The organism is Bacillus sp. MYb78 (genome assembly GCF_002975115.1).
Taxonomy (GTDB): Bacteria; Bacillota; Bacilli; order Bacillales; family Bacillaceae_G; genus Bacillus_A; species Bacillus_A cereus.
Genome location: NZ_PCOB01000014.1, coordinates 104404 through 118179 on the forward strand (window position 1 = coordinate 104404; position 13776 = coordinate 118179).

Below are 13776 nucleotides of genomic sequence, written 5' to 3' on the forward strand. Positions count from 1 at the left end.
AAAAAGAAGAAAAAGGGGTGTACAGTTAATTGACAAAAGTTAAAGTTAGTTTACGACCCATTGTTCATAATATAAATTTACCAACCGTATTGAAAACAACAATACTTCCAGGCGAATCGACCGAAAGACTATTTATCGCAACCCAATTAGGAGAGATTTTTTACATAGGGAATGGAGTTATAAAGATATTTTTAGATATTCGTCACCTAATTATTAAATTAGGTACATTTGAAGAAGGTGTTTCTAGTAGCGGTTATGATGAACGCGGATTGCTAGGACTTGCGTTCCATCCACAATTTTATCAAAATAGGTTATTTTATCTACATTATTCAGTAGCCGGAACTCAAGGGCCAGGTGCACTTTCTGAACAATTTAAACCTAATCCTTGTGACCCTAAAACATTAAATTTAAAGTGGGTTAATAGAAATACGCAATATGATCACATTGATACTGTGGAAGAATGGACTTTACAACCTAATGGTCAAGCTCAAAAGCGACGAACATTACTGAATGTAAGAAGACCATTTTTTAATCATAACGGAGTCAATAGTTTAAACTTTTCACCTGAGACTGGAAAACTTGTTTTTACAAATGGAGATGGCGGATCAGGTTATGATCCATTTAACTTAAGCCAAGATGATTTAGAAATAGCAGGTAAAATAATTGAAATCGATGTAAGTAAAAATACATTTATAAATAACCCTCCTGTAGTTACACGCTTCGATGAACTTCCTTTATCTATACAAGAAACACTTACAGTAATTGCAAAAGGAGTACGTAATATAACCGGCATTTCATTTCAAAGGTTTTATAATCAATATATCAAATACGCCGGAAATGTCGGACAAGATATTGTAGAGTCTATTTTTTCATTTGTTCAATATAAACCTATACCGGTTACAGAACTTGTTCAAATGCATTTTATGAGGCTCACTCCCAATCAAGATGGGTTTATCAATTTTGGTTGGAGAGGATGGGAAGGGGATTTACCTACTTCTTTTATACGGCATTGTTCCGAAAATCAGACTTTGGATGAAAGAACAATGACTTATTATGATGAAACAATACAAACTTCAGCGAGGCGTATTCTGCCTCTACTTAGTTATTTTCATCAAGATTCCAGACCCGATAAGTTTGGAGGAACTTCCCTTACAGGAGTTCAGCCATATATGGGAAATGCAATTCCAAATTTAACAGGTAGCGTAGTGTTTACTGACCTTGCTAAGAAAGAAGATTCTCGACCGCCAGTTAAAGGTGTTTTAGCATATACTAGAGCAGGTACAGACGGTAAACATGCTGATTTTCATGCTATTGAAACCAATTATGATTTTGGTACGCAAGCAGCTTATTATATGAGTTTAGGAACAAATTTGAATCAAACTAAATTATATTTAGGAGTTTACGGTTCTATGAAAGTAACTGATTTTAATAAAGGTACCATTTTTGAAATTATCCCTTAATACGATACAAATTATCAGTCTAAAAATATAATATAAGGAATTCATTCTGTTCCCAAAACGCACGACTTAACTTATCCCCCTAAAAATCTTCAATGTATGAGCATCTATTAACTTGCAGAAAGTAACTCATAAACCGTATGTGTACGAATAATATAGAAAGTAATGAATGAGGTATCTTTAGGGGGTATTTTAATGAATCGGTTTGTACGTTATTGGTATCAACTGATGATAGAGCATGATACAAGCTTTGTTCATAAAAGGAAATTGTCCCTTGCGAATAAATTAGTACTTACAGCTTTGATGAGTGCATTGGCTACCATGTTTCAAGCAGCGGGGAACTTAATTCCTGGTATAGGTTTGCTCATTAGTCCATTTTCGACATTACCGATTTTTTTTGCTATTTTCTATTCTATTCGTGAGGGAATACTTTCTTATATTCTTACTATTCTTCTATTATTTATTATTGAGCCCAGTGAACTAATTGTTTTTCCTTTTACTACAGGCTTATTAGGTCTAGCCTTAGGGGTATCCTTTTTAAAATTAAAGAAAAGAATTTGGATTGTTTCTTTTTCAGCAACTTGTCTACTTATAGGTATTATGATCGTTCTCGATGTTTTCCGCTTTCCGGTACTTGGTCCTGCTGTTCATACAACTATGGATATAAAAATTATTTTATTGATATTTATACTGAGCTTTCTATACTGCTGGATTTATGCAGGTTTTTGCAGAATAATGATGAATAGATTATGTAAAGTGTTGTATTGACAATGGCATAATGAAGATTGGAGAATGCATTCATGACTAACGTTGCAGTTAGAAGACCGAATTTGAATGATGTAGATGAACTATATTTATTTTTCCGTATCGTTATTACGAATACATACAAAAATGAAGGATTGTCACAATTATTGGATGACATAGAAAATGAAATTAACTCAAAAAAGCGGTATTTGAAAAGTGATTTTGAAAGTAACGGAGAAAGTCGTTACTTTTTATTAGCGATTGATACAAATAACGATAAAATCATTGGAACAATTGAAGTTGGTCCAGCAAGTACATTGATTAATAGTTGTACAGGTGGTGTACTTAAGGATTTGTATGAAATAGGAACTGTATTTATACTTCCAGAGTATCAAAGAAAGGGTATCGGGAGTTTACTGCTACATACAATGTTTCTTACGTTACTTAGCAGAGGAATAACAGAATTCTGTTTAGATAGTGGATACAGAAAAGCGCAAAGTATATGGACAAAGAAGTTTGGAGAGCCTAGTTATGTACTGAAAGATTATTGGGGAGAATCAAGTGATCATATGATTTGGAAGAAGAGTTTACATGATACACCTATAATATTTGAATTATAAAATGAAATATACCTATGAACGTAGCTTTTCTTACATATGTATGCTATTATTTATCTTTATAATAAAAGAGGACGTGAATGAACTTGATTAAAATTAGTATCCCTGAAGTTGATGTTACAATTACTGAACGTAAACAAGTTATTAAAGGAGACGAGCCAATCATTACTCCAATTAATGGATTTATCGATTTCCACTTGTTCCCTAGAGATAAAGGCGGCATTTTTATGTTTTACAATATTAATGACGAACTACTTTTCGTAGGTAAAGCTCGTAAAATTAGACAACGTATTAAGAAGCATTTTGAAGATAATGTTTCACCAATTAAAAATCACCGTGATGAAGTATACCGCATTGATGCATGTATCGTAGAAGATCCAACAGAAAGAGAAATTTACGAAACGTATATCATTAATGAATACAAAGCGAAATATAACGTTGATAAAGTATTCTACAAATAATCAACATTAATAAAAAACAATCCTAGCTAATATGCCAGGATTGTTTTTTATTTAGATTTATTCTTCATATCTTTCTCCTTTTTTCAAATGATTAGCCACAATAAAACAGAATATCCCTATAAATATAAGTACAATACCAAGCGTTTTATGTTTTCCCTCAAAGAAAGGAATATCTGAAATAACATTTGTCATACATAGTCCTAAAAATACAAGGATAGGGCCCATCCAAAGTAATACATTACCGAATTTTGTGTGCTTCCACATAATAACCCTCCTTAATTCTCTTTACATATATATCCATAAACGAAAAGTAAATTCATAGAGAAATATAGTTTTTTTCATATCGAAAATTTAACCCTCATATATTGGTACAAGCAAAAGAGAAAGGAGACCATCATGAATTGGTTAGAAGCTTTCATATTAGGTATAATTCAAGGTTTAACAGAATTTTTACCAATCAGTAGTACCGGACATCTTTATTTAGGAAGGCATTTATTTCAATTAGATGAAGCAGGCTTATTTTTAGATACGATGTTGCATATTGGGACTTTACTTGCAGTGTTTATTTATTACAAAAAAGAATTTATATATTTAATTAAAAACCCATTTTCAAAGCTCATGTTATTACTTATTGTTGGGACGATACCTGCAGTTGTTATTGGTTTATTGTTTAAAGACTTCTTTGAAGATATTTCAAAAACAGGAATCACGATCGGTTGGGAGTTTTTAGTGACCGGATTCTTTCTCTACATGGCAGATAAACAAAAGAATGGTCGTAAAAAAATGGGTGACATAACATATAAAGACGCATTAATTATCGGTTCATTTCAAGCTGCTGCTATTTTTCCAGCCATTTCCCGTTCTGGAATGACAATTGTCGCTGCATTATGGAGAAAATTAGACCGTGAAACTGCTGCTTACTTTTCTTTTTTACTGTCGACACCAGCTATTGTTGGAGCTATCATTTTGCAATTTGCAGACGTTTTTCAAGGGAAAGCAGAATCTATTTCTAGTACATCTTTAATTGTCGGAACGTTATCAGCAGCGTTTTTTGGATACATAGCCGTTTCATGGATGATTCAATATTTAAAACGTCACTCCTTAAAAGTATTCGCGTATTACGTATGGGGATTAGGTATTTTAATTTTAACGTTGCAATTTACTGATGTATTTTAAGTATAATGATAAAGAAGTTAATTAGTTTAAGATCCTGTTTCATTCATACAAGGCAGGATCTCTTTTTATTAAGGGGGAAAATATGTTTAATAAGGCTATCGTTATTGGTGGAAGTATGGCAGGAAAGTTTGCAGCAAAAGCATTATCAACTTTTTTTAAAGAAGTAATCATTTTAGAAGTCGGTGAAAAATGGGATGGAAAAGCTTCAAGAAAAAGAGTTCCACAAAGTAATCATCCTCACGTGTTATTAAAAGGTGGAGAAAAAGCAATTGAAGAATTGTTTCCTACTATTACGAATGAATTAATAGAAGCGGGTAGTATTATAAACAACTTTACACGTGATTTGAAATGGCATCAATTCGGTCTATGGAAACAACCGTTCATAGGGGAAGTACATATGATTCAACAAAGTCGTCCTTTACTAGAATGGCATATTCAAAAACGAATACATCAGATTTCAAATATTACTATTAAATATGAAACATTGGTTAAAGGGTTATTGGTAGATGAAAAGCTTAACAAAGTGTGTGGAGTAAAAGTTAAATATTTAGAGACAGACATACAAGAAGAAGTTCATGCAGACCTTGTAGTTGATGCGAGTGGATTTGGCTCAAAAAGTATAGAGTGGTTACGAGAATACGAAATTGAAGTACAAGAAGAGAAAGTTCGTATTGATTTATTTTACGCAACGAAAATGTTCAAACTTAAAGAAAATGAGAAATTAGACTGTTGCAATGTGCTAATGTCTCCGAGTTTCCCTGATAACCCTTATGGCGTTCTTATTCAAACGATAGAAGATAATCGTTATTTTGTTACTTTCAGTGGATACGCAAACGAGAAAGCACCACAAACAGATGATGAGTTTTATGATTTTGCTGAAAACCTATCAATTTCTAATGTTACAGACTTCCTAAACAAGGCTGAGGGAATTACTGATATAAAGACATACAAAATTCCCTATCAAGTACGCCGGCGATTTGATTTAGTGAATAATGTACCAGAAGGCTTATTAGTTGTTGGAGATGCGCAATGTCGTTTTGATCCCGTTTTCGGCCAAGGCGTATCAGTTGCTGCTATGGAGGCTCACCAGTTGCAATTACTTCTGCAAGGTAGAAAACAACTTGATAAAACATTTACACAACAATTTTATAAAAAGGCAGCTAATATAATAGAAACCCCATGGGATATGACAACAACGGAAATATCACGTCATCCGCAACTAAAGAGAGAATTAACTACAAAACAAAAATTTCAGCTATGGTATACGAAACAAATATATCGACTATCCGCAAGTAATTCTGATGTTTATATTCGGTTAGTACGAGTGATGAATTTAATTCGTAGTCCATTTCATCTTTTTCATCCGAAAGTGCTACTATCTGTATTACTTAATCGAAAGTAATAGCAGGAATATAATTGATTAAAAAAGAATGTATAACAGTTAGTAAATCTAGAAGGAGAATACGGGATGGAAATATACATAGAGCAACTAAAGAAACAAGATGCTAAGGATTTATTTACGTTTGAACTTACGAATAAATATTTTTTTGAAACAATGGTACCAAATCGTGGCTCAAAATATTTTGAATTTGAATATTTCCAAAAACTACTAGACGATTTATTAATAGAACAAGCAGATGGAGATTCTTATTTTTATTTAATTCGTAATGAAGAAAAAGAAATTGTAGGGCGAATTAATTTAGTAGATATAGATACGGAAACTCGAATTAGTTCTCTAGGGTATCGGGTCGGAGAAAAATTTACTAAAAAAGGAGTTGCTACAGCAGCCGTAAAATTAATTTTAGATGTAGCGAAAAAGAATGAAATTACTGAAGTTCATGCTAAAACAACTACTAATAATCTCGCATCACAAATTGTACTAGAAAAAAGCGGATTTTCTTCTTATCAAAACGAATCAGATATAACATCTGTAGAATTAAATGGAGAACATGTGAAGTTTGTACACTATATTTGGAGAAATACTTCGCGCTTATAATAAGGAGGACTTATTCATGAATGATTTACGTTATCCAATTGGCCAATTTACATACAAACGTCCTATAACTGAAGAAATGATTGATACATGGATTCAAGAAATTGAAGATTTACCTCATGAACTAACAAAGGCAATTAAAGATTTAGATCAGAAGCAGTTAGATACACCATATCGCGTTGGAGGGTGGACTGTCCGTCAAGTTGTTCATCACGTTGTTGATAGCCATATGAATAGCTACATACGCTTTAAATTAGCACTGACAGAAAAGAATCCAACTATTAAGCCGTATAAAGAAGAGAAGTGGGCAGAGTTACCCGATTCAAAATTACCGGTAGATGTTTCACTAGTAATGCTAGATTCATTACATAAAAGATGGGTTAACCTTTTATATTCTCTAGAAATTGAAGATTTAGAAAAGACATTTAACCATCCTGAAACTGGTGAAACAAAACTTGCTGTTGCAATAGGACTATATGCATGGCATGGTCGTCATCATACCGCTCATATTACCTCGTTAAGAAAGCGACTTAATTGGTAACATGGAGATTACATTAGAGAAGGCGACAGAAAGTGATGCAGAAGTTATATTTCAAATGCAAATAGACTCATTTAGCCCTTTATCACATAAATATAAAGACTATGAAACAAATCCAGCAAATGAAACTATCGAAAAAACTATTTGTAGAATAAATCATGTAGACGGTGGCTTCTATAAAATAATAGTGGCAATGAATCTTGTTGGAGCGATATGCATTTCACAAAAAGAAACACCCTCTAAATTTTGGATCAGTCCAATGTTTATTCACCCGAGTTATCAAGGAAAAGGAATTGCCCAAAAGGTACTTACATTAATTGAGGAAATGTTTCCTGAAGCAACGAGCTGGGAACTTGCTACTATTTTAGAAGAAGAGAAAAATTGTTTTTTGTATGAAAAGATGGAGTATAAAAGAACAGAAGTTATAAAGAAATTAAATGATGAAACTACACTTATTTATTACAAAAAAGAAAGGTAAAGCATATAAAATACGCTTTACCTTTTTATGTTATTTTAGATTAAAAATACAAAAATAATGTATGTTCTTCCAAAATACTCGGGTTAGTAATTTTAAAAATGAATAAAAATACAAAAACCACTACTTTGTCGTAAAGGTTACTAACGCTTTTTGAATGCTTAAAATACTATCGTCACCTTTAAATTCTTTCGTAATTGGATCCTCCATACTAGACACCCAAATTTTAAGTTCTGCATCTAAATCAAAATGCCCAGCCGTTTCGATGCTATATTGTGTAATACTTTTATAAGGAATAGAATGGTATTCTGTTTTTTTGCCAGTTACTCCTTGTTTATCTACTAAAATAAGACGACGATTTGTAAATACGATTAAATCACGAATTAATTTATAAGCATGCTCTACTTTTTCATCGTCTAGCATAATCTTCTCTAAATCACGTTCTACACTTTCAGAACTCGTATTTGATGCATTTCCTAAAATACCGCTAAATAAACCCATATTAAATTCCTCCTTTAATATATGTGGAATGAATTACTTATATTGTAACATGTTACTCACAAAGATATTATGACATTACTTTAGTAGTTTCTGGTTATTGTTGTAATTAGTTTATATAACCTCATCTTAAAATCTTATGCTAATATGAAATTAAGAAAAAAGAAGCAGAGGGATATAGCATGAAGAATATAGGTTTAGTATTAGAAGGCGGAGGAATGAAAGGTTTATATACTGCAGGTGTACTCGAATATTTCATGGAAAAGAACTTATTCTTTCCGTATGTAGTCGGCGTATCAGCTGGAGCCTGTATGGGAGCAACTTATTTATCACGTCAAAAAGGGAGAAATAAGAAAGTAAATACAGAGCTAGTAGCAGATCACCGTTATATATCTTATCGAAATTTGATTCGAAAACGCGAATTATTCGGAATGGATTTTTTATTTGATGAAGTACCTAATAAAATTGTACCATTTGATTTTCAAACTTTCTTAAAATGTAATGAACAGTTTGTCATAGGGACGACTGATTGCGAATCAGGACAAGCCATTTATTATAATAAAGCAGAACACGGAAATGATATTTTAAAAATCATTCGCGCCTCAAGCTCTGTACCGTTTATAGCACCTGCTGTAGAATATAATAATCGAAAATTATTAGATGGAGGGATTATAGACCCTATACCAGTTTTGAAAGCCCAAAAGGATGGTTATGAAAAGAACGTTGTCATTATGACAAAGCCAGAAGGATATGAGAAGCAGCGAAATAAATTTTCAGGCCTGGCTAAAATTTTATATAGAAAATATCCGAAAATCGCAGAGAATTTAGTAGACCATTATCGTTTTTATAATGAGACGATATCTTATATGAATCGAGAAGAACAAAAAGATAATTTTTATGTAATTCAACCAAGTGTACAGCTTCCTATAAGCGGAATAGAAAGAAATAAGGAAAAGCTCGTTAATCTATATAATCTTGGGTATATCGATGCTCAATATCATTATGAAAACTTATTAAATTGGATAGAGAAATAAAGGAGGAGAAAGTTGAAGTTAGGAAAACAAATTATTTTTAAGGAATTGCAGAAAATGCATAGTCCACTTCATAAATCGTTTCCTTATCGTGCTACAGCAAAATTGCAGCGAGACTTAAAAAGTAAATTTACCGAAGATGACTGTATAAACGCTGATTTTAATCATTATTGGATGCATACAGCAGCTACTTTAAATTCTGTACTAAATGGAAACGAACAGAACATTACGTTTCAACAAATAAAGTGGTTAAGAAAATCGTTTTTCGAGTGGTTTCCGCAATATCGTTTTCTAGAAACAGAAATTGTGAATTATCCCATTTTGTATAGAGATTTCATAAGTTATGAGAAGACAAGGAAGCTATTACTTTATTACCTTACTGAATAAAAGCGAAAACGTACAGGTTACATTACTTGTACGTTTTTTTGTTCATAAAACATTCAATATTAACAACTAGTTTATATAGGAATTCTAATGAGAAGAAAGAAGTACATATAATAGAATGATACAGGGGAGGAGAGAGGAATAGCTGTTTTACTTTAAGTTATTGTCCAACTCGAATACAGTTAGTTATTTATGTTAAAATATTTCGAGTGAAATCAAGCTTTTAAGGATTTCATTAAACATTAAACAAAACAAGTTAGCAACGTAGAAGGGATAACATTAACATGAAAAACGTATCAAATATAGATAAAGTAGAATCAATAAAATCTTTACAGTCAACAATTAGTAAACTTGAAAATGCCTTATCACAGATGACTCAAAAAGGATCAAATACTACTTTAGTGAAAAAAAGACTCAAAGCAGCTAGTATCGGCTTAGCTATGTTAGAAAGTGTTTGGAAGCAAGAAACTCATCATTATACTCAGGAAGATTTAGCAGAAGCTCGTAATGTTCTAATTGGTTTGCTTCCATCAATTGAAAAGATTTACGTTAAGTCAAAGCTTGGGAGTCCTCAAAGAACGCTTTTAGAAAGAAGAATAAAATCATTAGAACTTTCTATTCAGGCAATTGATTATTTTTCTAATAAATAACTTCGCTAAACAAATAACTTACGACTACTTTTATATAGGGATTCTAATGAAAAAAACTACATATAGAATACTACAAAGGAGGAGAGGTGACTACAATAATCAGTCCTAAGTTAGAGAAGCTTAAAAATTAATTAAAGAATGGAAACAAAAAAGCTCTTTATACTTTTTTGCATGAAATAAAGTCAAATCACACGCCACTAATAGAACAATGCCCTGCAGATAATCAGTATAAGCTTATAACGTATATATGGTTAGGGGATCAAAACACTGAAAACGTTTATGTATTCGGTAGTTTTCCTGGTTGGGATTTGTCTGTAAATCAATTACAACGATTGTTACAGACAGATATTTGGTATGTAACGTTTAGGACGGATAAGAGTTTTATTTCAACGTACTATTTTTCAGTAAACGATGTTTTCGAAAATGATTGGATAAAGCGTAGTGAACAGTACGAAATAGACCAATTTAATCGAAATACATTTGGAGAAGGTACCAATAAAGCGTCTGTGTTAAACATAGGAATGGAGGTGCAATATAGCAGTCGTTTTCCTTCAAATGATTATCCATCCGGAAAGATTGAAACATATTCTTTTTATAGTTCGATTTTAAATAACACACGCAAAATTCATATTTATACGCCTCATGATTATTCTCACACTTCACATCTTCAAGAACTTCTCATTGTATTTGATGGGAATTCATTCATTAATGACCTTTCAATCACAAAAACACTTAATTATTTAATTTACGAAAAAGAAATCCCATCGTATATTGCTGTTGCTATAGATCCTGTCGATCGATTAGAAGAGCTAACTTATAACGATAAAATGAATGCATTTTTAACGAAGGAATTACTTCCGTGGATTCAAGCTAAGTATCACGTTTATCAAGAAAAGAATCATATAACAATTGCTGGTTTCAGTCTTGGTGGCTTAGCAGCTTTTTATGCAGCACTTCAAAATCCACATATTTTCGGAAATGTGTTGTCACTGTCTGGATCCGTACATTGGAAAAAGGATAATTATGAAAATACAATTCCTTGGATTGAAAATCAAATTTCATCAATATATTCTAATGCGACTCATCTACATTCTTACATAGCAGTAGGTGAACTCGAAAACGAACCTCTTTTAACGGCTAATAGACTGCTATATAAAGCTTTAGAAGAAAAGAAACGCCCAAACCACTTACGAAGAGTTTCAAGGCGGACATGATAGCGTATGGTGGCGAGAAAAGCTATTCGATGGATTAAGGGCATTAGAATTTACAAAAACGACATTAGAAAATAAAAAGGAGAGAGAATCTATGAATCAAGAAGAACTAGATAAAAAACTAAAAAAACAAGAGATTTTAGTAAAAGATGAGAAAGTTTGGTCTTATACGTATGAGGATCATATTAGTTCTATCGTTAAACAAGCAGAACAGAAAGGAGCTTTTGATAATTTACCTGGTAAAGGGAAACCTCTTAATCTTGATAAAGATCTTTCTTACAATCCTGAAAAGCAACTTTATAGAACTTTAGCAAATAATCATGTTTTACCTAGGTGGATTGAGCTTTCAAAAGAAATTGATGATTTAAAAGAAAAACTAAAAGAAAATACAAATACTGCAGAAGCAGCGGACTTAATTCGAACTATTAATAAAAAGGTTTTAGAACATAATCTACTTTGTCCACCAAGCGCGCAAAAAATGAGGGTGAAAATGGATTTTTAACGATTTTCAATTAAGCTATCGCTTGCTATATAATTAAGTTAGGCATTTTCAATTCATTACTAAAGGGAGGCAAATGTAGTGAAGAATACGTATCAACTTCAAATTCCGAAAGAACTAGAACAGTATCGTAGTATTTTAGAAGAAAGTGTGAAACCGTATGTTAAAGTGTCTGGAACGCAAGCAGAGACAACGCTTTTTGAAAGTAAGTTTGGTGGATATCCGTATTTACCTATAGATCAAGAGCATCCTAAAGACTCAAACGGACAACCTATGATGTTACTTGCGCAGTTAAACCTTGAAGAAATACCAAACATTGAACATATGCCTCAACATGGAATGTTACAGTTTTTCATAAGTGCTGAAGAAGATCTTTTTGGAGCAGATTTTGATCATCCCACAAGCCAAAAAGACTTTCGAATTGTTTATCATTCTACAATCACAGCGGATTTAACTAAGGTGATTACTGATTTTAGTTATTTAAACACTTTAGATTTAGAGAATTTTATCATACCCAAAGCAGCAAAACTAAAGTTTGAGTTGGCATATCAACCAGTAACACCAAGAGATTATCGATTTGAAATGATTTTTAGTGATAACATTGATTGGGAAGAAATTGTTGATGAAGAAAATAATACAGAATTAGGCGAACTGTATGATGATTTATGTAAGGATCAAGGACATAAAATTGGTGGTTATCCATTTTTCACACAGACAGATCCAAGGGAATGGGAAGAAAAATACCAGCAACATGACATATTATTGCTGCAAATCGATACAGACGATTCATTAAATATTATGTGGGGCGATTCTGGGGTTGCTAATTTCTTTATACGTAAGGAAGATTTGTTAAATCTAGATTTTTCCAATGTCATTTACAATTGGGATTGTTACTAGAAGATATAAATAAAATAATAGCAAACAAAAAATCTTCCTGAAGGTGAGGAGGATTTTTTTATGTTAAAAATAAGCGTTATGTTAACTAGAATAAAAAACAATGAGTGTAATGAAAGTCAAGTCTAAATAACAGAAATAACAACAAATAATGTAAAGTTGTAAAACATGTGCAAATAGCAATAAATTCATTAAGTAAAACATAAAATAAAATTACTAATTTATATTTTGTATAGAAATAATTTTTCTGTATAAAAATTTCTTGCCAATCAAAAATGTTTTTAATTCGTTAAATCTTAAGCGATTATTGATTAAGATTTGCTGTGATGAATTTATAACAAATAAAAACGATAAAAACTGAAGAAATTTGTTTAGATAAGATTTCATGTGAATCTCACTAAAAATCTCTGTTTCGTCTCATTAAGTATAGTTTACTTGGTTTTTGATACCTGATATTACTTTGTTTCTACAACTGCCTATAATATATATTATGTTAACTGGATAAAAGTAATAAACTTATTATATGTTAGTGTAGATTGTTACGCTTCCCTTTTCATCGGATTCATTCTGTGTAATCGATTGTGTGCTTATTTGTTATTGTTGTTTTATGAGTTGTTGATGATAATGTCTCCAGATATAAATTATATTTAAGACAATAAAAAATGCAATTCGTTTTAAATGAACGCATTAAACGAATTGCATGGATATGATTCATAATAAGTTTTTAAAATTAGTTTGCTACAGCAATTGCTTCAATTTCAATTAATAAGTTATCGTTAATTAACTTTCTAACTTCGACAGCTGAACTTGCTGGTGGATTTTTAGTATCGATGTATTGATCTCGAATCTCTCTAACAATGGCCATCTGAGAAATATCTGTTAAGAAAAATGTTAATTTGACTACATCATTAAATTTTAATTCCGAAGTTTCCAATGCACTATTAATATTTTCGAATACTTGTCGCGTTTGTGTAGCTAAATCGTCAATTCCAACTATTTGACCGTCAGTGTTAATCGCTACTTGTCCAGATATGTAAATTGTTCGTTTAGCGTTACTAACTTCAACTACATGTGAATATCCAAAAGTTGGTGGCATTGTTTCTGGATTGATAAATTTCTTTTGCACAGCTCTTCTCCCCTTTAAATAT

Annotated in this window: 16 protein-coding genes and 1 pseudogene; 14 read left to right on the forward strand and 3 right to left on the reverse strand. The window is 31.9% G+C overall.

The features are described from left to right. Window positions 1-29 precede the first annotated feature (29 nt). The 4 genes from CQ064_RS22850 to CQ064_RS22865 all read left to right on the forward strand — a co-directional run bounded on the left by CQ064_RS22850 (window position 30) and on the right by CQ064_RS22865 (window position 3279). Window positions 30-1460: a PQQ-dependent sugar dehydrogenase gene (locus CQ064_RS22850; RefSeq protein WP_000169996.1), complete on the forward strand. Its 1431-nt coding sequence runs from the start codon at window positions 30-32 to the stop codon at window positions 1458-1460. 192 nt (window positions 1461-1652) lie between these two features. After that, complete coding sequence (locus CQ064_RS22855; protein ID WP_001079231.1) at window positions 1653-2225, forward strand: hypothetical protein; 573 nt, start codon at window positions 1653-1655, stop codon at window positions 2223-2225. A 32-nt stretch (window positions 2226-2257) separates the two neighbouring features. Beyond that, window positions 2258-2821 carry a GNAT family N-acetyltransferase gene (locus CQ064_RS22860; protein ID WP_000185964.1) on the forward strand — a complete coding sequence of 188 codons (564 nt, stop codon included), beginning with the start codon at window positions 2258-2260 and terminating at the stop codon, window positions 2819-2821. Between the two features lie 77 nt (window positions 2822-2898). Further along, window positions 2899-3279 carry a nucleotide excision repair endonuclease gene (locus tag CQ064_RS22865; protein WP_001048947.1) on the forward strand — a complete coding sequence of 127 codons (381 nt, stop codon included), beginning with the start codon at window positions 2899-2901 and terminating at the stop codon, window positions 3277-3279. Between the two features lie 57 nt (window positions 3280-3336). Here CQ064_RS22865 and CQ064_RS22870 read toward each other — a convergent pair whose 3' ends face one another. Beyond that, the gene (locus CQ064_RS22870; protein ID WP_000265470.1) at window positions 3337-3543 is read right to left on the reverse strand and encodes a hypothetical protein; all 207 of its coding nucleotides are present in this window, start codon (window positions 3541-3543) and stop codon (window positions 3337-3339) included. A 132-nt stretch (window positions 3544-3675) separates the two neighbouring features. Between CQ064_RS22870 and CQ064_RS22875 the strand changes: the two genes are divergently transcribed. The 5 genes from CQ064_RS22875 to CQ064_RS22895 all read left to right on the forward strand — a co-directional run bounded on the left by CQ064_RS22875 (window position 3676) and on the right by CQ064_RS22895 (window position 7464). Continuing rightward, complete coding sequence (locus CQ064_RS22875) at window positions 3676-4455, forward strand: undecaprenyl-diphosphate phosphatase (RefSeq protein ID WP_001104276.1); 780 nt, start codon at window positions 3676-3678, stop codon at window positions 4453-4455. Window positions 4456-4537: 82 nt separating this feature from the next. Then, complete coding sequence (locus CQ064_RS22880; protein WP_000482039.1) at window positions 4538-5857, forward strand: FAD-dependent monooxygenase; 1320 nt, start codon at window positions 4538-4540, stop codon at window positions 5855-5857. Window positions 5858-5923: 66 nt separating this feature from the next. Then, entirely contained in the window at window positions 5924-6451 is a 528-nt protein-coding gene (locus tag CQ064_RS22885) for a GNAT family N-acetyltransferase (protein ID WP_000409246.1), read from the forward strand. Window positions 6452-6467: 16 nt separating this feature from the next. Next, entirely contained in the window at window positions 6468-6989 is a 522-nt protein-coding gene (locus tag CQ064_RS22890; RefSeq protein ID WP_000999062.1) for a YfiT family bacillithiol transferase, read from the forward strand. Window position 6990: 1 nt separating this feature from the next. After that, entirely contained in the window at window positions 6991-7464 is a 474-nt protein-coding gene (locus tag CQ064_RS22895) for a GNAT family N-acetyltransferase (RefSeq protein ID WP_000406645.1), read from the forward strand. A 120-nt stretch (window positions 7465-7584) separates the two neighbouring features. On the opposite strand, the gene CQ064_RS22900 is transcribed toward CQ064_RS22895, so the two are convergent. Next, the gene (locus CQ064_RS22900) at window positions 7585-7962 is read right to left on the reverse strand and encodes a PH domain-containing protein (protein WP_000522472.1); all 378 of its coding nucleotides are present in this window, start codon (window positions 7960-7962) and stop codon (window positions 7585-7587) included. A 179-nt stretch (window positions 7963-8141) separates the two neighbouring features. Here CQ064_RS22900 and CQ064_RS22905 point away from each other — a divergent pair, with 179 nt between their 5' ends. The 5 genes and pseudogenes from CQ064_RS22905 to CQ064_RS22935 all read left to right on the forward strand — a co-directional run bounded on the left by CQ064_RS22905 (window position 8142) and on the right by CQ064_RS22935 (window position 12631). Then, entirely contained in the window at window positions 8142-8993 is an 852-nt protein-coding gene (locus CQ064_RS22905; protein ID WP_000789260.1) for a patatin-like phospholipase family protein, read from the forward strand. Between the two features lie 12 nt (window positions 8994-9005). Beyond that, entirely contained in the window at window positions 9006-9377 is a 372-nt protein-coding gene (locus CQ064_RS22910; protein WP_000765917.1) for a YxiJ-like family protein, read from the forward strand. A 281-nt stretch (window positions 9378-9658) separates the two neighbouring features. Then, window positions 9659-10024 carry a hypothetical protein gene (locus tag CQ064_RS22920; protein ID WP_000800305.1) on the forward strand — a complete coding sequence of 122 codons (366 nt, stop codon included), beginning with the start codon at window positions 9659-9661 and terminating at the stop codon, window positions 10022-10024. Window positions 10025-10110: 86 nt separating this feature from the next. Further along, a pseudogene (locus tag CQ064_RS34315) lies at window positions 10111-11737 on the forward strand (DnaJ family domain-containing protein). A 78-nt stretch (window positions 11738-11815) separates the two neighbouring features. Then, window positions 11816-12631: a YwqG family protein gene (locus CQ064_RS22935; RefSeq protein ID WP_000799810.1), complete on the forward strand. Its 816-nt coding sequence runs from the start codon at window positions 11816-11818 to the stop codon at window positions 12629-12631. 727 nt (window positions 12632-13358) lie between these two features. Here CQ064_RS22935 and CQ064_RS22940 read toward each other — a convergent pair. Beyond that, window positions 13359-13754: a RidA family protein gene (locus CQ064_RS22940; RefSeq protein ID WP_001169705.1), complete on the reverse strand. Its 396-nt coding sequence runs from the start codon at window positions 13752-13754 to the stop codon at window positions 13359-13361. Window positions 13755-13776: the final 22 nt, after the last annotated feature.

Bases quoted from the DNA above. Each gene is read 5' to 3' on its own strand.
- CQ064_RS22855 (WP_001079231.1), top strand. From the start codon at position 1,653: ATGAATCGGTTTGTACGTTATTGGTATCAACTGATGATAGAGCATGAT.
- CQ064_RS22860 (WP_000185964.1), top strand. From the start codon at position 2,258: ATGACTAACGTTGCAGTTAGAAGACCGAATTTGAATGATGTAGATGAA.
- CQ064_RS22865 (WP_001048947.1), top strand. From the start codon at position 2,899: ATGAACTTGATTAAAATTAGTATCCCTGAAGTTGATGTTACAATTACT.
- CQ064_RS22870 (WP_000265470.1), bottom strand. From the start codon at position 3,543: ATGTGGAAGCACACAAAATTCGGTAATGTATTACTTTGGATGGGCCCT.
- CQ064_RS22875 (WP_001104276.1), top strand. From the start codon at position 3,676: ATGAATTGGTTAGAAGCTTTCATATTAGGTATAATTCAAGGTTTAACA.
- CQ064_RS22880 (WP_000482039.1), top strand. From the start codon at position 4,538: ATGTTTAATAAGGCTATCGTTATTGGTGGAAGTATGGCAGGAAAGTTT.
- CQ064_RS22885 (WP_000409246.1), top strand. From the start codon at position 5,924: ATGGAAATATACATAGAGCAACTAAAGAAACAAGATGCTAAGGATTTA.
- CQ064_RS22890 (WP_000999062.1), top strand. From the start codon at position 6,468: ATGAATGATTTACGTTATCCAATTGGCCAATTTACATACAAACGTCCT.
- CQ064_RS22895 (WP_000406645.1), top strand. From the start codon at position 6,991: ATGGAGATTACATTAGAGAAGGCGACAGAAAGTGATGCAGAAGTTATA.
- CQ064_RS22900 (WP_000522472.1), bottom strand. From the start codon at position 7,962: ATGGGTTTATTTAGCGGTATTTTAGGAAATGCATCAAATACGAGTTCT.
- CQ064_RS22905 (WP_000789260.1), top strand. From the start codon at position 8,142: ATGAAGAATATAGGTTTAGTATTAGAAGGCGGAGGAATGAAAGGTTTA.
- CQ064_RS22920 (WP_000800305.1), top strand. From the start codon at position 9,659: ATGAAAAACGTATCAAATATAGATAAAGTAGAATCAATAAAATCTTTA.